This is a genomic window from Mucilaginibacter flavus (genome assembly GCF_030409315.1).
GTDB classification, from domain to species: Bacteria; Bacteroidota; Bacteroidia; order Sphingobacteriales; family Sphingobacteriaceae; genus Mucilaginibacter; species Mucilaginibacter flavus.
Genome location: NZ_JAUFPS010000096.1, coordinates 151,992 through 177,702, shown reverse-complemented (window position 1 = coordinate 177,702; position 25,711 = coordinate 151,992). Strand labels below are relative to the sequence as shown.

25 protein-coding genes and 1 tRNA gene are annotated in these 25,711 nt (G+C 41.4%); 18 read left to right on the top strand and 8 right to left on the bottom strand.

The window, feature by feature from the left end; genetic code table 11:
* Window positions 1-117: 117 nt before the first annotated feature.
* From QWZ17_RS28665 to QWZ17_RS28650, 4 genes are all read left to right on the top strand, one after another.
* Window positions 118-777: an MBL fold metallo-hydrolase gene (locus QWZ17_RS28665; RefSeq protein WP_290308793.1), complete on the top strand. Its 660-nt coding sequence runs from the start codon at window positions 118-120 to the stop codon at window positions 775-777.
* Window positions 778-801: 24 nt separating this feature from the next.
* Window positions 802-1,251 carry a GNAT family N-acetyltransferase gene (locus QWZ17_RS28660; protein WP_290308792.1) on the top strand — a complete coding sequence of 150 codons (450 nt, stop codon included), beginning with the start codon at window positions 802-804 and terminating at the stop codon, window positions 1,249-1,251.
* A gap of 194 nt (window positions 1,252-1,445) precedes the next feature.
* Window positions 1,446-2,078, top strand: a complete 633-nt coding sequence (locus tag QWZ17_RS28655) for an HAD family hydrolase (RefSeq protein WP_290308791.1) — start codon at window positions 1,446-1,448, stop codon at window positions 2,076-2,078.
* Window positions 2,079-2,104: 26 nt separating this feature from the next.
* Window positions 2,105-2,881 (top strand): DUF6438 domain-containing protein, encoded by a 777-nt coding sequence (locus QWZ17_RS28650; protein ID WP_290308790.1) that lies wholly within the window; start codon window positions 2,105-2,107, stop codon window positions 2,879-2,881.
* A gap of 120 nt (window positions 2,882-3,001) precedes the next feature.
* On the opposite strand, the gene QWZ17_RS28645 is transcribed toward QWZ17_RS28650, so the two are convergent.
* Window positions 3,002-3,083: transfer RNA gene (locus QWZ17_RS28645), tRNA-Leu, on the bottom strand.
* A gap of 305 nt (window positions 3,084-3,388) precedes the next feature.
* Here QWZ17_RS28645 and QWZ17_RS28640 point away from each other — a divergent pair.
* From QWZ17_RS28640 to QWZ17_RS28595, 10 genes are all read left to right on the top strand, one after another.
* Entirely contained in the window at window positions 3,389-3,730 is a 342-nt protein-coding gene (locus QWZ17_RS28640; RefSeq protein WP_290308789.1) for a hypothetical protein, read from the top strand.
* 34 nt (window positions 3,731-3,764) lie between these two features.
* Window positions 3,765-4,226 carry a DUF4268 domain-containing protein gene (locus QWZ17_RS28635; protein WP_290308788.1) on the top strand — a complete coding sequence of 154 codons (462 nt, stop codon included), beginning with the start codon at window positions 3,765-3,767 and terminating at the stop codon, window positions 4,224-4,226.
* Window positions 4,227-4,394: 168 nt separating this feature from the next.
* A complete protein-coding gene (locus QWZ17_RS28630) occupies window positions 4,395-5,087 on the top strand; it encodes an aspartate/glutamate racemase family protein (protein WP_290308787.1) in 693 nt (230 codons plus the stop codon).
* 332 nt (window positions 5,088-5,419) lie between these two features.
* Window positions 5,420-7,888 (top strand): glutaminase family protein, encoded by a 2,469-nt coding sequence (locus QWZ17_RS28625; RefSeq protein WP_290308786.1) that lies wholly within the window; start codon window positions 5,420-5,422, stop codon window positions 7,886-7,888.
* A gap of 230 nt (window positions 7,889-8,118) precedes the next feature.
* Complete coding sequence (locus tag QWZ17_RS28620) at window positions 8,119-8,724, top strand: TetR/AcrR family transcriptional regulator (RefSeq protein ID WP_290308785.1); 606 nt, start codon at window positions 8,119-8,121, stop codon at window positions 8,722-8,724.
* Window positions 8,725-9,102: 378 nt separating this feature from the next.
* Entirely contained in the window at window positions 9,103-10,233 is a 1,131-nt protein-coding gene (locus QWZ17_RS28615) for an efflux RND transporter periplasmic adaptor subunit (RefSeq protein ID WP_290308784.1), read from the top strand.
* A gap of 119 nt (window positions 10,234-10,352) precedes the next feature.
* Complete coding sequence (locus QWZ17_RS28610; RefSeq protein ID WP_290308783.1) at window positions 10,353-13,571, top strand: efflux RND transporter permease subunit; 3,219 nt, start codon at window positions 10,353-10,355, stop codon at window positions 13,569-13,571.
* A gap of 122 nt (window positions 13,572-13,693) precedes the next feature.
* The gene (locus tag QWZ17_RS28605) at window positions 13,694-15,118 is read left to right on the top strand and encodes a TolC family protein (RefSeq protein WP_290308782.1); all 1,425 of its coding nucleotides are present in this window, start codon (window positions 13,694-13,696) and stop codon (window positions 15,116-15,118) included.
* 254 nt (window positions 15,119-15,372) lie between these two features.
* On the top strand, window positions 15,373-16,242 hold the full coding sequence (locus QWZ17_RS28600) for a cupin-like domain-containing protein (RefSeq protein WP_290308781.1): 870 nt from the start codon (window positions 15,373-15,375) through the stop codon (window positions 16,240-16,242).
* A gap of 195 nt (window positions 16,243-16,437) precedes the next feature.
* Window positions 16,438-18,204, top strand: coding sequence for a beta-N-acetylhexosaminidase (locus QWZ17_RS28595; RefSeq protein WP_290308780.1), 1,767 nt, complete (start codon window positions 16,438-16,440; stop codon window positions 18,202-18,204).
* A gap of 38 nt (window positions 18,205-18,242) precedes the next feature.
* Here the strand turns inward: QWZ17_RS28595 and QWZ17_RS28590 are convergent, their stop codons facing one another.
* A complete protein-coding gene (locus QWZ17_RS28590; protein WP_290308779.1) occupies window positions 18,243-18,584 on the bottom strand; it encodes a hypothetical protein in 342 nt (113 codons plus the stop codon).
* Window positions 18,585-18,980: 396 nt separating this feature from the next.
* Between QWZ17_RS28590 and QWZ17_RS28585 the strand changes: the two genes are divergently transcribed.
* A complete protein-coding gene (locus tag QWZ17_RS28585; RefSeq protein WP_290308778.1) occupies window positions 18,981-20,762 on the top strand; it encodes a glycoside hydrolase family 9 protein in 1,782 nt (593 codons plus the stop codon).
* 5 nt (window positions 20,763-20,767) lie between these two features.
* Here the strand turns inward: QWZ17_RS28585 and QWZ17_RS28580 are convergent, their stop codons facing one another.
* The 4 genes from QWZ17_RS28580 to QWZ17_RS28565 all read right to left on the bottom strand — a co-directional run bounded on the left by QWZ17_RS28580 (window position 20,768) and on the right by QWZ17_RS28565 (window position 22,564).
* The gene (locus QWZ17_RS28580) at window positions 20,768-21,130 is read right to left on the bottom strand and encodes a rhodanese-like domain-containing protein (RefSeq protein WP_290308777.1); all 363 of its coding nucleotides are present in this window, start codon (window positions 21,128-21,130) and stop codon (window positions 20,768-20,770) included.
* On the bottom strand, window positions 21,127-21,438 hold the full coding sequence (locus tag QWZ17_RS28575) for a DUF3817 domain-containing protein (RefSeq protein ID WP_290308776.1): 312 nt from the start codon (window positions 21,436-21,438) through the stop codon (window positions 21,127-21,129). The genes QWZ17_RS28580 and QWZ17_RS28575 overlap by 4 nt, the downstream gene beginning before the upstream one ends.
* An 11-nt stretch (window positions 21,439-21,449) precedes the next feature.
* Window positions 21,450-21,908, bottom strand: coding sequence for a hypothetical protein (locus QWZ17_RS28570; protein ID WP_290308775.1), 459 nt, complete (start codon window positions 21,906-21,908; stop codon window positions 21,450-21,452).
* Window positions 21,909-21,973: 65 nt separating this feature from the next.
* The gene (locus QWZ17_RS28565; RefSeq protein WP_290308774.1) at window positions 21,974-22,564 is read right to left on the bottom strand and encodes a TetR/AcrR family transcriptional regulator; all 591 of its coding nucleotides are present in this window, start codon (window positions 22,562-22,564) and stop codon (window positions 21,974-21,976) included.
* 190 nt (window positions 22,565-22,754) lie between these two features.
* On the opposite strand from QWZ17_RS28565, the gene QWZ17_RS28560 reads away from it, so the two are divergent.
* Both QWZ17_RS28560 and QWZ17_RS28555 read left to right on the top strand, forming a co-directional pair.
* Window positions 22,755-22,937, top strand: coding sequence for a hypothetical protein (locus QWZ17_RS28560; protein WP_290308773.1), 183 nt, complete (start codon window positions 22,755-22,757; stop codon window positions 22,935-22,937).
* Window positions 22,938-22,979: 42 nt separating this feature from the next.
* A complete protein-coding gene (locus QWZ17_RS28555) occupies window positions 22,980-23,552 on the top strand; it encodes a Crp/Fnr family transcriptional regulator (RefSeq protein ID WP_290308772.1) in 573 nt (190 codons plus the stop codon).
* Between the two features lie 5 nt (window positions 23,553-23,557).
* Here QWZ17_RS28555 and QWZ17_RS28550 read toward each other — a convergent pair whose 3' ends face one another.
* Window positions 23,558-23,854, bottom strand: coding sequence for a YciI family protein (locus tag QWZ17_RS28550; RefSeq protein ID WP_290308771.1), 297 nt, complete (start codon window positions 23,852-23,854; stop codon window positions 23,558-23,560).
* Window positions 23,855-23,943: 89 nt separating this feature from the next.
* Here QWZ17_RS28550 and QWZ17_RS28545 point away from each other — a divergent pair, with 89 nt between their 5' ends.
* Window positions 23,944-24,519 (top strand): GNAT family N-acetyltransferase, encoded by a 576-nt coding sequence (locus QWZ17_RS28545; RefSeq protein ID WP_290308769.1) that lies wholly within the window; start codon window positions 23,944-23,946, stop codon window positions 24,517-24,519.
* Between the two features lie 6 nt (window positions 24,520-24,525).
* On the opposite strand, the gene QWZ17_RS28540 is transcribed toward QWZ17_RS28545, so the two are convergent.
* Complete coding sequence (locus QWZ17_RS28540) at window positions 24,526-25,554, bottom strand: LacI family DNA-binding transcriptional regulator (protein WP_290308768.1); 1,029 nt, start codon at window positions 25,552-25,554, stop codon at window positions 24,526-24,528.
* Window positions 25,555-25,711 lie beyond the last annotated feature (157 nt).

The window sequence follows — 25,711 nt, the reverse complement described above, 5'->3', positions numbered from 1 at the left end:
AGCGTATTTGGGATTAATCTATATTTGTAAACAACTAACAGGATTAAAGAAAAAAAACGTAAACTTTTTTCAGGACGAGACATTGAGAAAAATCCTGTCAATCTTATAAATCGTATTATGAAAATCAGCAAATACCTGCATTCCTGCCTCGTTTTTGAGTTAGATGGCTATAAACTATTATTCGATCCGGGTAAATTCTCTTTCGCCGAAGGCGAAGTTACCGCTGAAATGTTTGAAGATGTAAATGCTGTAGTAATTACGCATATTCACCCAGACCATTACGATGTTGACATCTTAAAGCAAATTTTGGCATTAAGCGGCGCGGTAGTTATTACTAATACCCAAATAGGTCTCGATTTGGACAAAGTCGGCATCGTTTACACCATTTTTGAGGAGGGCACTGCTAACTTCGGCCCTTTCATCCTGAAAGCTTTTCCAGTGGCGCATGAACCTATCATGGATAATCCGCTCCCGCAAATGACCGGTTTTATCATTAACGATAAAGTACTCCATCCCGTAGATTCGATGGAAGATAAACTATTAGAACATAAAGGTATCGAACTCCTATTGATGGTGACAATGGCACCGTTTGCCAACGAACCCCGTATCTCGGGTTTTGCAGATCGGTTGCAACCCAAACAGATTTTGCCGGTTCATGATGGTTACGCCAAAGAGTTTTTTATAAAACAGCGCTACGCGGCTTATGTTAAGCACTTTGATAAACTGAATATTAAGTTTCATGAAGTTTACAAAGTTGGGGATAGTATAACTATTTGACAGACAAAATCTAATTTTAATGATATGGAAATAAAGCAGATTACTATAGCCGACTATAAGCTTGTTACCGGTTTGTTTAATCAATACAGGGTGTTTTATAAGCAAGCCTCTGATATCGCTCTTGCAGAAACCTTTATCAAAAACAGGCTTGAGCGTAATGAATCTATAATTTTTGTGGCTTTACAGGATGATAGCCCGGTTGGTTTTACACAATTGTATCCGCTGCTATCATCGGTGAGGGCAACAAAAAACTGGTTATTGAACGATTTATATGTCGATGCCAATCATCGTAAAAAAGGTATAGGCGAGGCTTTGCTTCAAGCCGCCTATGAATTTGCAAAAAATGATGGCGCTGCTTTTATAGAATTGGAAACAGGCGTGGATAATTTTACCGCTCAAAGTTTATATGAAGCTACCGGTTTTGTAAGGCAGGCAGCCAATACAACTTCCTATTATTATCGTAGGGGTATTTAGCCCAATTCGGCGTAAAATAAAAAAGTCCCCGCGTATTACGGCGGAGACCTCTATGGAACCAACCTCCTGCTAAGCTGGCCCACATTAACCTTATCACACTTCAAAAGTGAAGATTAATAATGAAGAAAGCATGAACTTCGTTTTAACAACTTAGGTTAATTTTACATCTTTAAAAAAAACATCATTTACCTCATATGCTGAAGCCGGATAGCCTCATTTTTGACATGGACGGAACCCTTTGGGATGCCGTTGACACCTACGCCAGTTCATGGAACCTCACTTTTGAAAAACTACAAATTCAACGAATTGTCAACAGGAACGAGTTAATGGGGGTAATGGGGATGGAAGGCAAAAAACTAACCAAAGTACTACTGCCCGATTTGGATGACGACCACGCTATGAGTGTTTACCTGGATGTTAATGAAACCCGCAGACAGATACTCCCTGTTAGTGGCGGTAATATGTATCCAAACGTCACCGAGGGCATAAAACTGTTAGCTACCAAATATAAGGTGTTTGTATTGAGTAATTGCGCCGTTGGTATCATCCCATTATTTATTAAATGGGCTGGTATTGAGGATGTTGTTACTGATTACATGGCTTATGGTGAAAACAATATGCCAAAACATCATAATATGCGTTTAATGATCGATAAACATCAGCTTAAAAATCCGGTTTATGTAGGCGATACGCAAGGTGACGCAGAACAGACACGCATGGCGGGTATACCATTTATATTTGTGAGCTACGGTTTTGGCCAAACAATTGATTTTGACCATAAGTTTGATGATTTTGAATCGCTAACGGCTTATTATATGGGCTTATAAACAGGTAATAGTCCTGGTAAATTTACATGATGTTAAAACGCGGTACCTATTTATTACTATTTGTGCTGATGACCGGCACTTCATACGCTCAGCGTGTAAAACTTGATTCTATCCGATGGATCAATAAAGACCTGGGGCATCTTTATTTTTCCCGCGGCCACGTGTACTTTAACTTTGTGGGTTTTGATAAACAAAGAAACAGCTATTCGGTTGCGAAGGATACTCTTTTATTAACTGATGTATATACCTCAAGTGCCGATAATTTCAAGGTAAAACATCGGACTAATGCCAAGTTTTTGATCAGGGATTTAACCAATAGCCGCCTGTATCTGAAAGCTATTGACTCCACCGCTATCGCGTTGGCTGGTCCGGATACCTACCTGTTTAACAATTTCAAGAACAGCTATGATAAAGATGCGAAGTTCTCGCAAATTCATTTTTTGTCATCCACGTGCCGCGATGAATGCCCCCAGCTTGAAATCAACATTTTACCCAATGGCGACTATCATTTAAGAGGAGGGGAGAACGCCGAACCATATAAAGGCGAGTTTACCGGGAAACTATCGCCACGCCAGTTAGATACTTTAAATTATTGGATAAAACACAGCGAACTCAAAAAAATGTACAACTGGCAACAAGCCGACACTGTTGCAGGCGCCCCGAATTATTACCTGGAAATTAGCTTTGAGAACAGTAAAAAGAAATTGAGTATAACCACCAACCAGCCGCCATTGAATTTAACAGATTTGGTTTTGTTTTTAGTATCATCATACAAAAAGGTACAATTAGCACCGGTTAAATAATGATAGTTGATGCCTGGATACCGAAATAAGAAGTCTGCTGATTCAATGGATACCAGAAAAGCATAAAAAAAGACTTAAAACAAAAAACCCGATCAAAAATTTGATCGGGTTTACATGCTGTGCGGAAGAAGGGACTCGAACCCCCACGCCTCGCGGCGCCAGATCCTAAGTCTGGTGCGGCTACCAATTACGCCACTTCCGCATTAGGATTTTTACAGGTCGCAAAGATAGTGTTTAAAGATAAAATCTAAAATATATTTTTCAATTTTTATATATCTGCCTCATTACTTTGATATTAATTTATTGTTAGGCATTACTCGGGCTGGCAACGGGCTCTAAAATATCTTCAAGTGACCGATAAACGCTGTATTTCTCATTCCAATCATTAAAACAAATCGATAAAAAACTGCGTACATGCGTAGTTTGGATGAGTATCTATAAAGTTTTGCCGAACAATTTTATCCGTGACTTGTACTAATTATTATCGATAGCTAAAACATAATAACTATGCCTCACACAGTAAGTCACCATATTATCACAGACGCAGGTAATACAAGCAGTATCATTATTGAGCCAATTCAAACACTATCCGGCAATCCTAATCCCGGTTTTACAGGTGTTTATATCCTGTATAAGGACAATGGTAAAGGAGAAAGTCATTTGCTGGATTTGCAACCCATCGCACCAGAAATTGGCGACAGCATTCCCATCATGGCTGATGAAGCAAATCCCGAATTTTTAGGGAGGTTAACGTTTAACCAAAAAGATGAGAAGTGGGAGTACACAGGCGGGCAGCTATCACCAAAAGAGCGAGACCAGGTAGTGGAGTTCGTAAAAAATGCTAAATGACCTATATTTGCGGCTCATTTAATAACAGAACGTATTGTACTCCCGGGATCAGGCATCGCAAATTAAACAGGCTTTTTGGACGGCCTTTGGCCAGTATATAGCACCACAACCATCCGCAGATGGTTTACGGATAAACTGGATCAACTATAAAACCGGCATTAAGCATCTTTATTTTAAAATGCAGGCCGATAAAAGATCAGCATTCATCGCGATTGAAATAACCCATCCCGACTTTGGTATGCAGGAACTAATGTTTGAGCAATTTAAAGAACTCAAACCCGTTTTAGCAGCCAGCATTGCCGAAGATTGGGAATGGCAATTGCACCATGTAGATGAAAGCGGTAAAACCGTTAGTCGTATTATTAAAACCCTCCCATCCGTAAGTGTATTCAATCAAAACGACTGGCCTGCCCTTATTTCCTTTTTTAAACCTCGTATCATTGCCCTTGATGATTTTTGGAGCGTGGGGCAATACAGTTTCGAACTATTTAAATAGATGTGCAGATTATAGATTTCAGATGTGCAGATTTTAGATGAAAAAATGCCTTGAAGATTATGATAGAATTTTTGCTTTAATCAATCTTTACATCTGAAATCAATAATCCGCACATTTGAAATCTGCATATTTGCACATCTGAAATCTGTAATCTGCACATCTGCTTTTATGAAAACATTAGGTCTTATTGGTGGTATCAGCTGGGTATCAACTGCCGATTATTATAGACTCATTAACGAGGGTATTAATGAGCAACTTGGCGGCTTGAACTTTGCACAATGCATTATATATTCTTTTAATTATGCCGATATTAAGCGAAACAACGACGCCAATAATTGGGAGTCGACACTGAATATGTTAAGCGGCGCAGCATTAAATCTGCAAAAAAGCGGTGCGGAAGCCATTTTGCTTTGTGCCAACACCATGCATATGATTGCAGATGAATTGCAGCAACGATTAGAAATTCCATTGATCCACATCGCGACAGTTACCGCAACAGAAATTGCCAAACAGGGGCTCCAAAAAGTTGGCTTGTTGGGTACCCGCTTCACCATGGAACAACCTTTTTTTACTGCTAAATTAAAAGAACAGGGTATTGAGGCCATTATTCCTTTTAATGACGACGACCGCGAGTTTATTCATCAAACTGTATTTAACGAGCTTGGTAAAGGACTTTTAAAGCCCGAAACAAGGCAGCGTTACCTGGATATTATAAATAAATTAGTGTTAGCCGGCGCGGAAGGTATTATTTTAGGCTGTACAGAAATCCCTTTGCTCATCAAAAGCACAGATACAGCTATCCCTTTATTTGATACCACACTTATTCACTCAAAAGCGGCGATTGAATTTGCCATAGGTTAATTAGTTTGATTATTTGTCTAAACCGGGATTAAACTGATTTATAGATTGACAGGATTCAAAAAATTCTCAGCAGATGATCAAAATCCAATTAATCTGAAAAATCTGTTTAATCCCGGTTCAGAAAAAAACATTATCAAATCCTCAAATAGTCCCACATCTGCGCATTTGAAATCTGCATATCTGCACATCTGTTTCTACAAATCGTATCAATTAATCGTCTATTTGACGCTTTTTTGTAAAATCTATGATTAATTGGAAAAGAAAAGCAAATATTTACGGTCAGTTATTATCTATCTACAATTCTATCTACAATTATAACACCATTAAAACAAATGAAGAGGTTTCCGTTAACCGTATGTATTGCAATGTTTGGATTTTTGGCCCGTGCACAAGACACTAAAGCGCCGGCCTATCCACTTATCACACACAACCCTTATTTTAGCATCTGGTCGTTTAGCGACGATTTGAACCAATCAACCACTCATCACTGGACCGGCAAAGACCAGTCGTTATTAGGTTTGATTAAAGTTGACGGCGAAGTTTACCGCTTTATGGGTAAAGAGCCAGTTCATTATAAAACACTGTTACCTGGCGGCGACGAAAAGCCTTACGAAGTTAAATATACCGAAACCCAGCCATCACAAAACTGGGCCGACGAAAAGTTTGATGCCTCTGCCTGGAAAACTGGCATGGCGCCATTTAGCGACGACCCAAAACAAGGCAAAACCGTGTGGACAAGCCGCGACTTATGGGTACGCAGGGTATTTACCTTTCACAAAACTGATATTAATAAGCTGTTTCTGAAACTACACCACGACGATGAGGCTGAAGTTTATCTGAACGGCGAAAAAATAAACAGCACCAGTGGCGCCAATGGCGATTTGCAAATGATGACGCTAAATGATGATGTTGCCGGCAAATTAAAAGAAGGCGAAAACGTATTGGCGCTTCATTGCACAAACACCGGCGGAGGTGCCGCGCTTGACGCAGGCTTTGCCGATGAGTTGAAACCAACCGAGCATGCCGAAATACAGGTAGCCAAGCAAACGGCTGTGGATGTTACTGCTACACAAACCTTATATAAGTTTAAGTGTGGTAAGGTTGATCTGACATTAACTTTTACTTCGCCGTTGCTGATGAAGAATCTCGATTTGATGGCGAGGCCGGTATCATACATTACTTATAGTGTAAAATCAAACAATGGCCAGGCGCATAATGTGCAGGTATACTTGGGCGCATCGGCAGATATTGCCCGCGATAAACCAATGCAATCTGTAACTACAGAAAAATATGCTACCAGCACATTATCTGTGTTAAAAGCCGGCACTATTGAGCAACCTATTCTGCAAAAACGCGGTGACGATTTAAGAATTGATTGGGGATACATGTATGTAGCCGCGCCAAAAGCAGCTACAGCTACGCAATACGTGAGCAACAGTGATGATGCGGTTACTTCATTCTTTAAAAACGAAAGCAAATCAACAGTTAAAGAAGGTACCGATGTTGTGTTAAACACCGTAATACCTTTTGGGAAAGTTGGTAAAATAGCCGTTGAGCATTTTGTTGAATTAGGTTATGATGATATTACCCCGGTACAATATTTCCATACCAATCTTAAACCATGGTGGCAAAACGCGCAATTAAAAACTTTTGATCAATTGTTAGCCAAGGCTGCTGCTGATTACCCGGTGATAATGAAAAGCTGCACTACGTTTAACGCGCAGATGTACCAGGACGCGCTAAAAGCAGGTGGCGAAAAATATGCTAAATTATGTGTGCTGGCTTATCGCCAGGCTATAGCTGCACATATTTTGGTAAAAAGCCCGCAAGGCGAAGTCCTTTTCTTATCTAAAGAAAACTTTAGTAACGGGTCTATCAATACCGTGGATGTTACTTACCCATCGGCACCATTATTCCTGATCTACAATCCAAAACTGATGGAAGGTATGTTAAATGGTATTTTTTACTTTAGCGAAACAGGCAAATTTGCGCATGATTTTGCAGCGCATGATTTGGGTACCTATCCTTTAGCCAACGGACAAACCTATGGTGAAGGAATGCCGGTTGAAGAATCGGGTAATATGCTGGCACTTACCGCGGCTATTGTTAGGGCAAATGGTAACAACCCGGCTTACGCCAAAAAACACTGGAAAACTTTAACCGCCTGGACTAATTACCTGGCCCGTGAAGGCGGCGACCCGGCCAATCAGTTATGTACAGATGATTTTGCCGGTCACCTGGCGCGTAACTCCAACTTATCTGCAAAAGCCATTGTAGGTGTAGGTTGCTACGCTCATCTTGCCGATTTATTGGGCGATAAAGCCACCGCGACAAAATACAGAGCTATTGCACAGGAAATGGTTGCTAAATGGATGAAACTGGCTGATGCGGGCGATCACTACTCGCTGGTATTTGAAAAGCCAGAAACCTGGAGCCAGAAATATAACATTGTTTGGGATAAAATACTGGGCTTAAACCTGTTCCCACAATCTGTTTATGATCGCGAGGTGAAATTTTATTTAACTAAACAAAATGAATACGGCATACCATTGGATAGCCGTAAAACATACACCAAAAGCGACTGGATTATGTGGACCGCTACTTTAGCAAAAGATAAAGCGGATTTTGAGGCACTTGCCGCGCCGGTTTACAAATATGCTATGGAAACGCCAACCCGCGTACCGCTGAGCGATTGGCACGAAACTACCAATGGTAAACAAGTAGGTTTCCAGGCCCGCAGCGTGGTAGGTGGATACTTTATCAAAGAGCTCCAGGAAAAATGGAAGCCATCTGTAAAATAGAGGCAAGAGATTAGAGCCAAGAATTAAGATTTTTTTAACACCGCGACGGTTCTCCGCTGCGGTGTTTTGCGTTATATATTGATAATTTGATACAGAATATGCCATTTGTTTGAATTCTTGGCTGCTCATGACAATTAAATGATCTCAATTTTACAAATGGATGGTACTATGGGTAATTAAACAGTTATATATTTGCTTAACACTGTTAAATGATTTACGGTGTAAATAAAATGGCAAGTAAAGAACGTATTCAACGCTTAAAAGACGAAACCAGGATCAACATCCTGGACGCCGCGCTTCAAATTGTTAAAGAGGAGGGATGGCAGGCTTTAAGTATGCGTAAAATTGCCGATGTAATTGAATACACTGCTCCAATCATATATGAGTACTACGCTAATAAGGAAGCTATTTTATTAGAGCTTGCCCGCAAAGGTTACCTTTTGTTAGCTAAAGACTTAAGGGCAGCACATGAACAACATGCCTTGCCAGACAAACAACTGGAAGCAATGTGGCTGGCTTACTGGAACTTTGCCTTCGCTAACAAAGAGCTTTACCAGATTATGTTTGGTGTAACAACCAATTGTTGTTGCGAGGAAATCAATAAGCTTGAAGAAGCTGTAATGCCCTGGGATTTATTTACCGATGTAATTGGTAAGGTAATGCATATTGAAGACCCAAGTTCAGATTTGATTTGCACTAAATATTACACTTTCTGGTCGGTAGTACACGGGTTGGTATCTATCAACCTATTAAGCAGGGGCTCATCAGACGAAATTAATCGCCAGGTTTTAACTGATGCTATTGTAGGCATCATCAGATCCATTAAGCCGGATTAATTTTTTCGATAATTGATAACAGCGTTAAATTATTTAACACTGTTAAATAAACGTAAACTACAATTAAAATTAACATCAACATGGATTTAGAATTCTACTAGCCCTAATTAAAAGTGTTAAGGTATCTAACAACACCAAACTGTTAGCAATAAGTAATTGCCGTTAGCTACGCTAATACCCGGTATATCGTGATACAACGATATATAGTCTGGAGTTAATTAATTATTCAATATCATCGATTTGATAATCAGTTGATTGTCGTCGTGGTATGTCTCTTGTTTACTTGTATTGAAAATGAAAACCATCAACTCTATATATAATCAGCCGCAAGGCACACAAATCAAAAACTCTACCCATCACCTTTTAAAATTAAGCATCATGAAAATTATCCCATTAGCGCTATTAGCACTCACACTATATGGATGTTCGCCCAAGCCGCAAACGCAGCAGGCGCCACCTCCACCAGCACTGCCGGTTGCAGCAATTGCATCTGGCACACAAACTACTTACCAGGAATACCCTGCATCAATTGAAGGAACAGTTAACGTTGAAGTAAGACCACAGGTAAGCGGCACATTAGATAAAGTATTTGTTGACGAAGGTGCCTTTGTAAGCGCCGGCGAGCCAATATTTAAAATTAATGAGCAACCTTACCGCGCAGCTTTAAACAACGCTCTTGCAAGCTTACATGCTGCCGAAGCTGCCGCGGGTAACGCGCAACTGGAAGTTGATAAACTTACGCCGCTGGTTGAAAATAAAGTAGTATCAGACTACCAGTTAAAAACCGCCAAAGCAGCCTATCAGGTAGCCAAAGCCAATATCGAATCGGCTAAGGCAAATGTGGCTACAGCGGAAATCAATGTTGGTTATACTTTGATCAAAGCACCGGTTAGCGGTTACATTGGTCGTTTGTTAAAAAAACAAGGTAGTTTGGTTACTCCGCAGGATGTTGAGGCCTTAACTCAATTATCTGATGTGCACGATGTACACGTTTATTTCTCTTTAGGCGAAAAAGACTTTATCAGCTTTAAAGAACAATACCCGGGCGAAACCTTGAAAGACAAACTTAAAAGATTGCCTTTGGTATCACTGGTACTTGCCGATGGAAGCGAATATGCCAAACAAGGTAAAATTGATGTAATTGACGGCCAATTTGATAAAACAACCGGAGCAATCACTATAAGGGCAAATTTTGCCAATCCGCAGGGTTTGTTACGCGCTGGTAATACCGGTAAAATCCGCCTGAGCTTACAGCATACTGATGCATTGATCGTACCGGAATCGGCAACTGTGGAAATGCAGGACAAAGTATTTGTTTTCGCGCTTGCTGATAGCAATAAAGTGAAAAAAGTGGCTATCGACATCTTAGGCAAAAGCGGCGAAAACTACCTGGTAAAAGATGGTGTTAAAGCCGGCGACCAGATTGTACTAAGCGGCCTTGACCACTTGCAGGAAGGTGAAGTTATTGCACCTCAAAAAGCTGCCGATAAAGTAGCCGCATTAAAATAAGAATCAAGAGTTAAGAATCAAGAGTCAAGACAAGAAAGTAAGGTTGAGTATTAACGTCAGAAAAGTTTTTCTGTCTTGATTCTTGACTCTTGGTTCTTGGCTCTCCAAAACATAAAACCATGTTTCAGAAATTTATAGAAAGACCGGTACTATCAACAGTGATCTCCATATTATTGGTGATTGTGGGGGTACTTGGTTTAACCAAACTGCCTTTAGAGCGGTTTCCTAATATCGCCCCTCCGGCGGTATTGGTATCAGCCGTTTATCCCGGCGCTAATGCCGAGACCATTTTGCGCTCTGTTACGCCTTCGTTAGAAGAAGCGATTAACGGTGTGGAAAATATGACCTATATGACATCTACCGCCAGTAACGACGGTACATTGGGTATCACCGTTTACTTTAAGCAAGGTACCGATCCGGATCAGGCCGCGGTAAACGTTCAAAACCGTGTATCGCAGGCTACCAGTCAGTTACCTGCCGAGGTTGTTCAGTATGGTATAACTACTACCAAACAACAAAACAGCTTCATCGGCGCAATGGCTATCTACTCAGAAGATCCTAAAAAATACGATCAAACCTTTGTAGCCAACTACGCGCAGATCAACATTGTACCCGAGATGAAACGTATCCAGGGTGTAGGATCGGCCAGTATTTTTGGTGGTGTTAAAGATTACTCTATGCGTGTTTGGCTTAATCCAACCCAAATGGCCGCTTACAAAATCACCCCGGCCGAGGTAATGGCAGCTATTCAGGATAAAAACCTGGAAGCCGCGCCTGGTAAGTTTGGCGAGCGCAGCAACGAGGCTTTTGAGTATGTAATTAAATATAAAGGTAAACTTACCAAACCCGAAGAATATCAGAATATAGCTATCCGCGCAAATGCAGATGGTTCTGTATTACATCTGAAAGATGTAGCCCGTGTTGAATTGGGTGCTTACTCTTATAACAGTGTAAGTAACCTGAATGGGCACGATGGTATCATTATCGGTATTATACAGCTATCGGGCTCAAATGCCAACGAAATTCAGATCAACATTGATAAGCTCATGGTAAAACTGTCGAAAGATTTCCCGGCAGGTATTAAATACAACCAGTTCTACCGTACCAAAACGGATTTGGATGAATCTATCAACCAGGTTGAACATACCTTGGTAGAAGCCTTCATATTGGTGTTTATCGTGGTGTTCCTGTTCCTGCAGGATTTCAGATCTACCTTGATCCCGGCTATCGCCGTTCCGGTTGCTATTATCGGTACGTTCTTCTTCATGAACCTGTTTGGCTTCTCGGTAAACCTTTTAACGTTGTTTGCATTGGTACTGGCCATAGGTATTGTGGTGGATGACGCCATTGTGGTGGTAGAGGCTGTACACGCCAAAATGGAGCACGATCCAAGTCTTACTCCGAAAGCGGCCACAACCGAAGCCATGCACGAAATTACCGGTGCTATTATATCTATTACGCTGGTTATGGCGGCCGTGTTTTTACCGGTGAGTTTCATGACTGGTTCAACAGGTATATTTTACCGTCAGTTTGCCTTAACTATGGCTATAGCCATTATTATATCGGCTGTTAACGCTTTAACTTTAAGTCCTGCTTTAGCTGCTTTGTTCTTAAAGAACAAACATGCCGAGGGCGGCCATGGTGCACCAAAAAAAGGCTTTGTAGATAAATTTTACGCTGGCTTTAATGGTAGTTTTAACTACATGACAAACAGGTATATTGGTGGTCTGAAAATTCTGATCCGCAATAAATGGATTAGTATGGCCGGCCTTGCGCTTATAGTTGCGGCAACCGTTTTTATGATGAATAAAACCAAAACGGGCTTTATTCCTACAGAGGATCAGGGCTTTGTGGCTATAGCTGTTAACACGCCATCCGGTACGTCGCTAAGTGGTACTAATAAAACCTTTAAACTGGCCGAAGACGCGCTGAAAACGCTGCCATCAGCACGATTTGTTACGGCGTTATCGGGTTTTAACTTTTTAACACAATCCAGCAGCCCATCAGCGGGTGTTATCTTCCTTTTATTAAAACCTAACGAAGAAAGGGGCGCGGTTAAGAATATCGACGATATCCAAAACATAGTAAGGGGGAAATTGGGTGCTATACCCGGCGGTACCTTCTTCGTGTTCAGTTTCCCAACTGTTCCCGGTTTTAGTAACGTAGAAGCACTTGATGTGGTGCTACAGGATAAAACCAATGGCAGGTTAGATAAATTCAGTGGCGTAGCCAATAACTTTATCGGGAAGCTAATGCAGAAACCAGCGGTTGCTTTCGCCTTTACATCTTACAAGGCAGATTATCCTCAATTACAATTAGAAGTTGATGATGAAAAGGCCAACCAGCTGGGTGTAAGTGTTAAAGACATTTTATCAACCATGCAGGCTTACTTCGGTACCGCCCAGGCATCAGACTTTAACCGCTTCGGTAAATATTACCGTGTAATTGTTCAGGCTGATATTTCCGATAGGACAGACGCATCTGCAATTGACCGTGTATTTGTTAAAAACAAGGCTGGCGAAAACGTACCTATTAATACGTTGGTTAAATTAACCCGTGTGTATGGTTCAGAAACCGCCTCGCGTTATAACCTGTTTAACTCTATCGAGGTTAATGCCATTCCTAAACCGGGTTACAGCTCAGGTGATGCGATCAAAGCTATCCAGGAAACAGCCCAGGAGCAGTTACCATCTGGTTTCTCTTATGAGTTCTCTGGCCAAACCCGTGAGGAGATAGCCTCCGGCGGTCAATCGGCAGTGATATTTATACTTTGTTTGGTGTTTGTATATTTCTTATTATCAGCACAGTATGAAAGCTATATTTTACCGTTGGCGGTAATACTTTCAATACCTACCGGTTTATTTGGTGTGTTCATCGTATTGGGTTTAACCGGCATCGAAAACAACATTTATGTACAGGTAGCACTCATCATGCTCATCGGTTTGTTAGCCAAAAATGCCATCTTGATTGTGGAGTTCGCGGTGCAAAGGCGCAAAGCAGGGCACGGACTGGTACAGTCGGCAATTGAAGCGGCGCAACTCAGGATTCGCCCAATCATCATGACCTCGCTTGCCTTCGTATTTGGTTTATTCCCGATGAGTATAGCAACAGGTCCATCTGCACAAGGTAATCACTCTATCAGTATAGGCGCCGCAGGCGGGATGGTATCCGGGGTAATATTAGGTTTATTTATCATACCGGTGTTGTATGTAATATTCCAGGCATTACAGGAAAAAATTACCGGCGTTCCGGTAGCTGTGCTAAACGGTAATGGAGCTGGTAAATCTATCAATGGTCATAACGTTGAAGCAGAAGAATTAGAACTGCAAGGAAATTAAGGAATCAGAGTCGAGAGTTAAGAATCAGGAATCAAGACAGGGATATGACGGAAAGGGTAAGTGCAAAAGCAAATCCTGTCTTGATACCTGATACTAACTACTGAATACTAAAAATAAAAACAATGAAATCATATATAAACGCTACTGCTTTTGTATTGCTTACAGCCTTTTTAAGCGCCTGTAAAGTATCAAAAGATGTAGCCACGCCCAAACCAGAGCTTCCTGCAAGTTTCAGGAGCACAGCGGTAGTTACTACGGCTGATACCAGCAGCATTGCCGACTTGCAATGGAAAAACTTTTTTACCGATGCCCCGCTGCAAAAACTAATTGATAGCGCCATAGCTAAAAATTATGACATGCAGATAGCCGTTAAAAATATAGACGCTGCACAACTGCTATTTAAACAGGTAAAATGGAACTATGTGCCAACGGTTGCTTTAAATGTAACCGGCAGCAGCAGCAGGCCATCTGATAACAGCTTAAATGGTTTAAGTATTGCCCAGTATAATATTGGCACAAAGCACGTTGAAGATTATTCGGCAAACCTTGCCCTTTCATGGGAGGCTGATATCTGGGGTAAAATCCGTAATCAAAGCCGCACTGCATTGGCGCAATATCTTCAAACTACCGAGGCAAAGAAGGCTATCCAAACTAATATTGTATCCAGTGTATCGCAAGGTTATTACAACCTGTTGATGCTTGATGAGCAATTGGAGATAGCCAAAAAGAACGTTAAATTAAATGATAGTACCTTACGCATTATTCGTTTACAATACGATGCAGGCCAGGTTACTTTATTAGCCGTACAACAGGCTGAAGCACAGCAACAAGCCGCGGCTCAGTTAGTGCCACAGTTTGAACGTAACGTTGCCGTACAGGAAAATGCCTTAAGTATATTGGCAGGTACTTTACCAAACAGCGTAGAACGCAGCGGAACACTAAGCGAAGTAAAATTCCCTGAAGCATTATCTGCAGGTGTGCCATCGGCTATTGTAAGCCGCAGGCCGGACGTGCGCAGCCACGAATTGGATTTAACCATTGCCAATGCTAACGTAGGTATCACCAAAGCCGAAATGTACCCGGCTTTAAGGATCACTGCAAGTGGTGGTGTAAACTCTTTTAAAGCCAGCAACTGGTTCAATATTCCAGCTTCGCTATTCGGCATCGTAGCCGGTAGTGTGGTTCAGCCCCTGTTACAACATAAAGAATTGAGTACACAATACGAGGTTGCCAAAGTTAACCGCGAAAAAACGGTATTACAATTCAGGCAATCGGTATTAAATGCCGTTGGCGAGGTATCTGATGCTATGGTTAAAATAGAAAAGCTAAAACAGGAACAGGCTATTGCAGCCAACCGTGTTAAAACATTACAGCAAGCTACTACCAATGCCAGCATGTTGTTTAAAAACGGTTTAGCTAACTATCTTGAAGTGATTACCGCCCAGGGCAACGTGTTGCAAGGCGAGCTTGAATTAGCGTCTATCAAAAGAGATGAACTAAGCGCAACGGCCGATCTTTACAGATCATTAGGTGGCGGCTGGAAATAATTTTTTAATTAATTGATACAATAAACAAAAGGGAAGTTACAAAAGTAGCTTCCCTTTTTGTTTACGTCGATTTTCCAAGCTTCTGTCCTTTGTCTTTAATCCATAAATCTTTTGTCCAACAGAATTTTATTCCCAAAATGAATATTTCATGAATAAAAAATTGGCAATATACTGAGGGTTAATAAATTGTGTACGTTTGTTGCACCTTTAATTAATTACCTTTTGATTGTCGCAATTACATGGAACAGAGTACTATGCTTGAACAAGTTTCGGGCAAATCCATTATCACCGTTGATAAAAGAACCAACTTATCTGGTGAGGAGTTTATTAAAGAATATGTAAATAAATCGCGCCCGGTAATTATTACCGACGCGGCCAAAAACTGGCCTGCCCTGGGCAAGCATACGCCGGAGTTTTATAAAAAAAATTACGGTCACATAAAGAAAACCATTGATGGTGTAACTTATACCATGGCCGAGGCTATTGACAGGATCATGATATCAACCGCTGAAAACCGCGCGCCGTATCCTTTCAACTTCGATATCAAAAAAGTGTTTCCCGAATTGATGGCCGATTTCTCGCCTCAATTGGTATATGGCAAAAGCGACAGGGTACACAGCAAGCTGATGCCAAAGCAATTATTGCAAGGTACTACCGTGCACGAGTTGTTTTTAGGCGGTAATGGTTCAAGCTTTCCTTATTTGCATTATGATGCGTTATTTATGCATACACAAATAACCCAGGTATACGGTTCAAAGGTGTTTTACATGTACCCGCCGAGCCAAACGCAAAACATGTACCCATACCCTGATAATCCTAAGTTTTCTCAAATTAACTTCCTTAATCCTGATTACGAAAAATTCCCTTTATATAAAGATGTTGAGCCGATAGTACTTCACTTGTTGGAAGGCGAAACCCTGTTTTTCCCTTCGGGATGGTGGCATACTACCAAAATTACAGAACCAAGCATTACCTACGGCCGTGCCCAGCTTAATGCCTACAACTGGAACAATTTTATTAATGATAGATATGTAAACTGGAAAAAGAAAATATCGTATGCTGCCGCCCCCGTGCTGGCTTACGGTGCCATAGTAGGGGCAATTATGAATTTAATGGAGGGATAGGAGCAAAACATATAGTTCCGTTTTAACTCCTGGTGAGGGAACTACGCTTGTTTTTTCATTCAAGACACGTTATGCTGTTAAAACGGTTTAGCTACTGTAACTAAACCGTTATGCACATATTGCAAATTAATTGCATCGATTTAGCAGAAAAATCCCTATCATAGCGCACCCCCAATAATTAGAACTTGTTTTTGAATGAAATTTAGATTTTTAGCAGTACTTCTTTTATTTTCAGGATACTTAAAAGCGCAAAACTTAAATATAATCCCTCAGCCGCGGTCGGTAGTAAATGGTACCGGGCAGTTTAATTTTAATAATCACGCTACCGTTGGTGTAAGTGATACTTCGCTCTCATCTTTAGCCGTTTATTTTCAAAAGGAAATACTTAAAGCCAAAGGCTTGTCAGTTGCCGTTGTTAACAGTGATTCGGTTAGTGTTATCAAACTTCAATTGGTTAAAGCACAACAGATCAATGGCGCTTATTCGCTCAAAATAGCACCGGATCGTATTATCGTATCTTCATCTAACAAAGAAGGCATTTTTTATGGCCTGATTTCTTTATTGCAGATCGTTAAAGGACAGCCGCAGGGCGATGGCACCAGCATTACCCTGCCATCGGCAGAAATTACCGACGAACCGCGTTACCAATGGCGCGGTTTAATGCTTGACGAGGCCAGGCATTTCTTCGGCAAGCAAAAAGTTAAGCAGATTCTGGATCAGATGGCGTACTATAAGCTAAACAAATTTCACTGGCACCTTACCGATGTACAAGGCTGGCGTATTGAAATAAAAAAATATCCTAAACTGGCTTTAGAAGGTGGTATGGGCGATTACAGCGACACCACCAGGGATGCGCAACCCAAGTACTACACCCAAAATGATTTACGCGAGATTGTAGCCTATGCCGCGCAGCGTTTCATCATCGTTATTCCCGAGATTGATATGCCAGGCCATGCCACTGCAGCTAACAGGGCCTATCCCGAGTATTCAGGTGGGAGTGTCGCCGGGTTCCCCAATTTTACATTTAACCCGGCTAATGAAAAAACATACCAGTATTTAGGCGATATCATCAGGGAAACCAGTGCTATATTCCCGTCAAAAATGATGCACCTGGGTGGCGATGAAGTGGTTTTAGGTGTTAAAGCATGGTCGTTAGATACTACCATTGCCCGGATGATGCAAAACAAAGGTTTTGCGGATGTGGGCGTATTGGAGCGTTATTTTTTTAAACGAATGACGGATACGGTTACAAGTTTGGGTAGTAAGATTTTGGCGTGGGACGAAGCGGTGCCGACTGATATGCCAACCGACAAAACCATTATATTTTGGTGGCGGCAAAACCTGCCGGGCCAGCTAAGTATGGCTTTGCAAAAAAACTACCAGGTGGTACTTTGCCCGCGTTTACCATTTTATCTTGATTTTGTGCAGGATGCAAGCCAGGTAGCCGGTCGCAAATGGAACGGACAGTTTAACCGGGTATCCGATCTTTATAACTTCCCCGAAAAACAGCTATCGCCGCAAACTATCAGCTCGGGTAATATCCTTGGCGTGCAGGCCAATATCTGGACAGAGAAAATAGCTTCAGAAAAACGACTTGATTTTGTGCTTTTCCCACGTATAGCCGGTTTGGCAGAAGCGGGCTGGACAGCCCCCGAGGTAAAAAACGAAACTGATTTTAACCAACGCCTGCAAGCCGGTTTTAAAAACTGGGACGCGGCGGGAATCTATTACTTTAATCCGTTTGACATTAATGCCCATCCCGAAGCAATTGATTTTGCTCCACGAGTAGTTGAAAAATCAGAGCGGAGCGAAGGGCGCCGTCGTCACCACAGCGAGAAACATTCGCATTCAAAAAAGGAGAAGAAGGGGCATAAATCGTCAAAAAAATCAAAATCATCCGGCAGCAGCCATAAAAGTTCCTCAAAATCGTCAAAAAGTAAAGCGCATAAAAAAAGGAAGTAGTTTTAAACTGCTTCCTTTTTATGCGCTTTGGCACGATACTATCTATAGGTAGAAAGATGTGTGGTTTTTATGCTAAGCATAAAAGACTTACCCACGCTTATTTTAACGTTTTTATCCAATAACATCGCTTTCACGGCTTCATCTTCTTTAATAGCTTCAAATAGATCACGTGCTACTGCCGAACTGCTTATATTGTTGGTTACCTTGCCGTTTTCAATGTTGATATTGAAGGTATAACCAGATTTACCACGGTCGCCGGCCGACTCAAAATCCGTAATATTGAGTTTAAATTGTTGATCTTCATTTAAACTTTTCTTTAAATGCAAACGGATAACGGGCATATACCTTTTCCAGGTAGTTAAATACTTTCTTTCTTCCATGATATATTTGATCTGTATAAAAAAATAAAGCCCCTGTAGGTATTCATTTACAGGGGCTTCAAACTATCTTCAAGAACAGGTTTTATTTACCTGGCCTTACTATTAATAAATTGCGATTTGCTGTTTTATCATTGTGGCCGAATGGGGTAAAACTCCCCGGAATAATATTACCACATGATAATTCAAAGCTACCTAAATAAAAGTGTACCGGGGCAATTTAAATTTTTATAAATATCAGGGGCGTAATTTATTGTTATTCAATCATTAAGGAATTATCGCCCCAATACTGTAGTGTTAATATAGGGTTTATTGAGATTGATATTTATGCCCTGTGCTGCAAAAGCTTCTGTTTAATAACAGTAATTTGCATTTGTTATCCATCCCATAAAATTTATTATGCGTATTACCATTCAATTGAAAATAGCTTCCGTTTGCCTGCTTGTTCTATTGGCCCGGGTTTGCATTGCAACGCCGGTTATTTACGTTAATCAGGTAGCTTTTGATAGCCGGGGCGCAAAGATGGCGGTGATCCGTAATGATGAAAGACTTAGCCTTGGAACAAAGTTTACGCTCTTGGACGTTGCCGGAAAAGTAAGCTTTACCGGAATGCTCAAGGGGCCGCAACAAATTGAACAATGGGTTAAAGGAGCGTTTTTTTACCAGGCAGATTTTTCGGCATTGGTAAAGCCCGGGATCTATAAGATTAGCATCAATATAAAGGGAAAACAATATCTTTCAGATGCGTTTAATGTTAGTGGGAATGCTTTAGCGATAACTACGTTACCATCCATCATTGGTTATTACAACCATCAGCGTGCAAATACGCCAGCCGAACTTGCAGCCGATAAACAAATGCAATTATTCGGCAGCGATAAAACTGTTGATCTGCACGGCGGCTGGTGCGATGCTTCGGGTGATGTAAGTAAATATTTTTCGCACCTGGCCTATGCCAATTACATGTCGCCGCAGCAAATTCCGTTGGTTACCTGGTCAATGGTTAACGCTGTACAAAACATCCCGGCAACTTTAAATAATCTGGGTATGTATGATAAAACGGTTGATGAAGCTTTGTACGGCGCCGATTACATGATGCGGGCCTTATCAAAAGAGGGCTATTTTTATATGATTGTGTTTAGCTATTTCAATAAAGATCCTAAAGCTCGCCGGGTAGTTGGTTTAAAGGCCAATAGTGTCACTACCAACGAATATCAATGCGCGTTTCGGGAAGGCGGAGGTATGGCAATTGCCGCTCTTGCACGTATTTCACAATTAAAAAAAGATGGCGATTTTAAATCGACCGAGTACCTTGCGGCGGCAAAACGGGCGTATGCGCACCTGGCGGTTCACAATACCGAATACGACGACGACGGCAAGGAAAACATTATTGATGATTACTGTGCCCTGATGGCCGCAACCGAGCTTTGGATAGCTACTGATAGTGTTTACTACCAGCAGCAGGCCCGCGCCCGTGCCCAAAATATTGAGAAACGAATTAGTCCCGAAGGATATTTTTATGCCAATGATAGCGGGAGGCCTTACTGGCACGCTTCTGATGCCGGGATGCCGGTTGTGGCTTTGAGCAGGTATTTAAGTAAGGAGAAAAACGAAGCTGACAGGGCAGCTGGATTAAGCACCATTAAAAAAGCATTGGATTATAATTTGCGGGTAACTGCCGAAGTAAGCAACCCTTTTGGTTATGCCCGGCAAACTTTCAGATTAGGTGATAAGGTACAGGATGGCTTTTTTATCCCTCATGAAAATGAAACCGGTTGGTGGTGGCAAGGTGAAAACGCGCGTTTAGGCTCGTTGGCTACGGCCGTCATTGTAGGCGGCAGGTTAGTTTACCCGGCAAAGAGTGGGTGGGGCGTAAATAAAGCACTATCGGTTTACGCCTCAAATCAGCTCTCCTGGATATTGGGCTGCAATCCTTACTCCGTATGTTTTATGTACCAGTTTGGTAAAAACAACGTACCATACATGAGTTCAAACTTTGGCCATGGATCTGGTAAAGGCGGCATCTCTAACGGCATCACCGGCGCTAAAGACCATGCTGATGGCAGTGGTATAGACTACCGTACCGAAGACAATGGTAACGAATGGCGCTGGACAGAACAGTGGCTGCCTCATGCAGCCTGGTTTTTGCAGGCTATAACGGCTATGAGTGAGCAGGAGCAATAAGGGGATTACCTGGCCTTTTGAACAATCTCGTTTAAATCGCTCCAGGCGCCGCCGTTGTAAACCCGGGTAAAGCCTCGCGCGTGTAGTATACTCACGGCTTTTACGCTGCGTAAACCGTGCGAACAACAGGTTATAATCGTTTTTCCCGTATCAAAAGGGATAACATGGGTACGTAACTGGCTTAAGGAGATATTGATTGCGCCATTTATATGGCCTGTTTCAAATTCCCATTGAGTACGCACATCTAATATGATAGCACCTTTGGCTATCTTTTGATCGAGGCCGGCAGCAAGATTGACTATGCGATAGGTACGATAGCCAATGTAAATGAGCAATAGGATAGACGCTGTTATTATTATCGGTTTCATGCCTGTTGCGCCTTCCTTAATATTTTCCTGTCAATATAAAATGTCCCAAAGGGTATTATGCATGCTATCAGTACTTTCCAGGTGGTTGTTTTAAATTTCCAGTTTTGATCTATACCAACGCTGATGGTATTGAACAGGAACAACAGGAAAAGCGCGCCATGAATAGGTCCCATGATCCGGGTACCGACGGGGTTGTTTAAAAAATGTTTCATGGGTACCGCTATAAATATGAGTATCAATAAAGAGATACCTTCTAAAATGGCAATAATGCGAAGGCGGCCAATGTTTGTTTTAAGTAATTGTATCATAGTAATTTAAATTATCTGAGATATGGACGATGAGCTAATGGCGAAAAAGGCCACGGAATAGCTAAAAAAATAATGAGCATGGCAATGCCAAACCAAACTAACATGGTTTGATATTTTGCCCTATCAGTAGGTTTTCGTTTGGCAAGTGCCGAACCAATGGTGATTACTGTTATGGCTGTAATCATCATCAACATATGAATCAAACTAAAAAACAGTAAATCCATTTCGCGGACCGCCATCCTGGTATGGCGCCAAAAATATTGTATCAACGGGCTTTTAAAGTAAAGTGTTATACCAATAACGAGCTGAACGTGCGCTATGGTAGCTGTAATATGCCTTGTAGCGTTGTCACTTTTGGTAAAAGCCGTTTGTTGGATAAGGCCTTTTGCAGCCTTGTAGATGGCATATACCAGGCTGAGCAAAACCAACCAGCGGGTAATGGAATGAAGAAAAAGGAGTGCCTGGTACATCGTTTTTAATATTGAACGATGCAAATATATAAAAACATACTAAGTGGTATGTTTTGTTTTTGATTTTATTTTAGGCCTTGCAAATAGGAGTGAAGCTCCTTTAAAAAAGTATGATAACAATCGGCACTATTGAACAATTTCCCAAAATTGCGGATACCCCAATAGCCCGACATTACGAAGTATGCGACTTGCCAGGCGTCAACGTTGGCGCGAATACTACCCGCTTTTTTTCCGTTTTCGACACTTTGCATAATGGCTTCATTACATTCGTTCACCAACCTGGTAAGCACCTGACTAAAGGCTTCATTTATGGGCGACATTTCCTGGGTAAGGTTATTAACCGGGCAGCCGTATTTTACCTGCATATGTGGGTTATCCAACAACAATCCATGCACCATTTTGTAAATGTCATTAACGGGATCGGCCGAATTAATCAGTGGCTTTATCAAAACTTCTGTCATGGCCGGGTACATCACTTCATTAACTACGGCCATACCCATATCGTCTTTATTTTTAAAATGATAATAAAATGCGCCCTTGGTAACCTGCGTAGTTGCTATGATCACGTCAATACTGGTTGCCTGGTAGCCATTTACATAAATAAGATCAAAAGACTTCTGTAATATGGTTAACCGGGTATTTGCTGCTTTGCCCATAAAAGATACTGATTAGTATTATTTGCAAAGGAATAGAATTTTTGCAGCATTATTACTATTTTGTGGCAGGAGATAGTCAGTAGCATCGGAATTAATCGCCCCGATAGCTGGCAGTAAAAGTGTCCACCAATCATTATGTTTAATAGTCAATTAATTACAGTCCACTGGGCTGTTTGCAAAAAGCAATTTTATGATGATTGTATTGATGATCTGTATATTCCTGTGCGTATTGATAATCCCTTTACGCGGCCCATCAACTAAAAAAAATGACAGCTTAAGTGCCGCTAAAACCCCAAAAGATTTTTCAAAGTATGCCGTGAATAAAGATGGCTGGCTGGAAGAAATAGGCACCGAAAGCGATCAGAAGCATTGATATCGGTATTTGTCAATTACTGTAAATGATGCAAATTTGCATATGCCCCATCAGCTAATCTCATTTTTGCAATCGTTTAAATATATCCCCTCAGATGATCACGACCTGATAATCGCGGCTTTTGAGCAAAAAACGTTTAACGAAGGCGATTACCTGTTTAAGGGAGACCAGGTTTGCCGGCAAATGTTTTTCATAACGGACGGCGTATTACGCATTATGGTGCGCAACGAAAAGGGCAACGAGGTTACGCATTACTTTTTAAAGGAAAATTACTTTTGTACCATTTTAAACAGTTTTATTAACCAGGTGCCGGCCCATGAAAGTATCCAGGCAGCGTGTGATACTACCGTGCTGGTTACAAGCCATGCAAAGCTATTTACCCTTTACGAGCAACTCCCTTATTTAAAAGAGTTGATAGACGATATCACACACAAAGCTTTGCTTGAAAAAATCCAGATCAGAAATAATTATCTTGGGCAGAATTCAACATCACGCTATAAATTATTTATGGAAAAACAGGCGGATGTAGCGTTACGTGTGCCGTTAAATGATATCGCATCATATCTGGGCATTACACCGCAATCGCTTAGTCGCATTCGTAAAAATATCCGCTGATTGCGTTATTTTTCTGGCGTTACGGCCATCATGGGGTAATATTCATATCGGGCTATGGTCGAGGCCGGATCGCCATTTAATATGGTTTTTACCTGTTCCTCGTCGTCTACCTCAAATATGCCCAATCCGTACACGCCGGCCGGGTCCATGACAGGGCCATACACCAGTATAATGCCCTCATCCAAAAAACTTTTATTGTATGCAACATGTTGCTGCATAATGGCGTGCTCTTCGGTCGTCATATCGCCGGGAAAGGTGGTGCGCGGCGATAATAGCTTTACCGCGAAGTGTAATTTTTTCATACTCTGTTTTTGGTAGATACAAGATAATGATATTCTAATAACAAATTGGTTTTAAAAAACCGGCTCGAAATAAAGACATTTGCTGCACTATGAATACAGAGATCCTATCGGCAATAACTTTTGAGGCCGCCACTACTGCTGAACATTTTGAGCAGATCATAACGCTGCAAAAACAAAATCTATATAAATCATTAACAGCCGAGGAGCAAGGCCAGCAAGGTTTTGTATTTGCAGAACATACTGTTGAGTTGCTAAAGGTGATGTCCGCCCAAATTCCGCAGGTGATTGCGCTGCACCAGGGTAAGGTGATTGCTTATAACCTGGCCATGACCGCTTCTATGGAAAAGGAATTACCAAGCCTGGAGCCCATGTTCAGGGAGTTTCACAAAGTACAATATAAGGGCAAGGTTTTAACCGACTATCATTTTTTTGTAGGCGGACAAGTTTGCGTGGATAAAGATTTTCGTGGTTTGGGCTTATTGAGCAAGCTATACAACGCGAGTGCCAGCCTGGTTGGCCTCGATTATGAATTATGTATCACCGAAATAGCCGTCAGAAATACAAAATCGCTATCCATCCATCAAAAAATGGGTTTTGAAATAGTGAGTACACACAATGACGGCCTGGAAGATTGGAATGTAGTGCTTTGGGATATACGCAAATAAGGGCTGCTAAAATGCCGTTGATTCACGGGCAACCAGTTTTGACGGTAACACAATTTCTTTTTTCGTATCTTCTGTTCTCCCGGCTAAATGATCAAACAGCAGTTGAGCGGCTTGCTTACCCATGTCAAAAGCCGGTTGCAAAATGGTAGTAAGCGGAGGGTTAAGAATAGGGGCGGTAATTTGATTGGTAAAGCAAACCACTTTAATATCCCTTGGGATATTAAGCTTTAATTCATTACAAGCCAGGTAAGTTGATGTTGCCAAATGCTCAACCGTAGCAATAATGCCATCGGGCTTTTGTGCCGTTAAATGCGCTGCAATTACATCAACATTCTCGTTGTTGTATTTATTTGAACAGGTAACAACGTTGCCTTCGTGCACATCGATTCCTTTTTCTGTCAAAGCCTCGCGATAGCCTTGCTCGCGCGCCGACAATATGGATGGATAACCCTTAATGGTGATAAGTGATATGTTTTTACAACCAGCTTCCAATAAATGATTGGTAGCTATGTACGCGCTGTTAAAATCGTCTGTAGTTATTTTTACCGATTTTAAATCGTCAAACACCCTGTCGAAAAATACAATAGGGATACCTGTTTGCTGTAAAGCCTTAATATGGCTGGTATCTTCGGTATTACTGGCTACAGACATAATTACGCCGTCAACCCGGCCGCTGGCCAGTTCGCCAAACATGTAGGCTTCCCGCTCGTAGCTATCATGCGTTAGATAGATAAGGGTATGATATTTTTTAACAGCCACCACGCTTTCTATACCGTTTATGGCCTGGCTAAAAAAGCTATCTGCAATCTCGGGGATAATAATGGCAATGGTGTTACTGGCCTTTTTACGTAAACTACTGGCGTAGGCGTTAGGTACATAGTTCAACTTTTTGGCGGCCTCAATAACTTTCAATTTAGTTTCGGGCCCAATATCATGACTATCCCTTAGCGCCTTTGATACCGTGGCGATAGATACATCAAGCGCTTTTGCAAGGGCTTTCATGTTTATTTTATCGCTTTTAGGTTGGTCTGCCATGTTGCTAAATTATAGTATTTGACTTATAAAAAGATGCCAATTTAGTTAAACGTTTAAGCAAATAAATAGTTCCGTTTTAATAAATATGATGTTTTTAATAAAGAAATTTGGATAACACATTAACAAAGGATTGTTTACCAATTACATATCCGCCTAA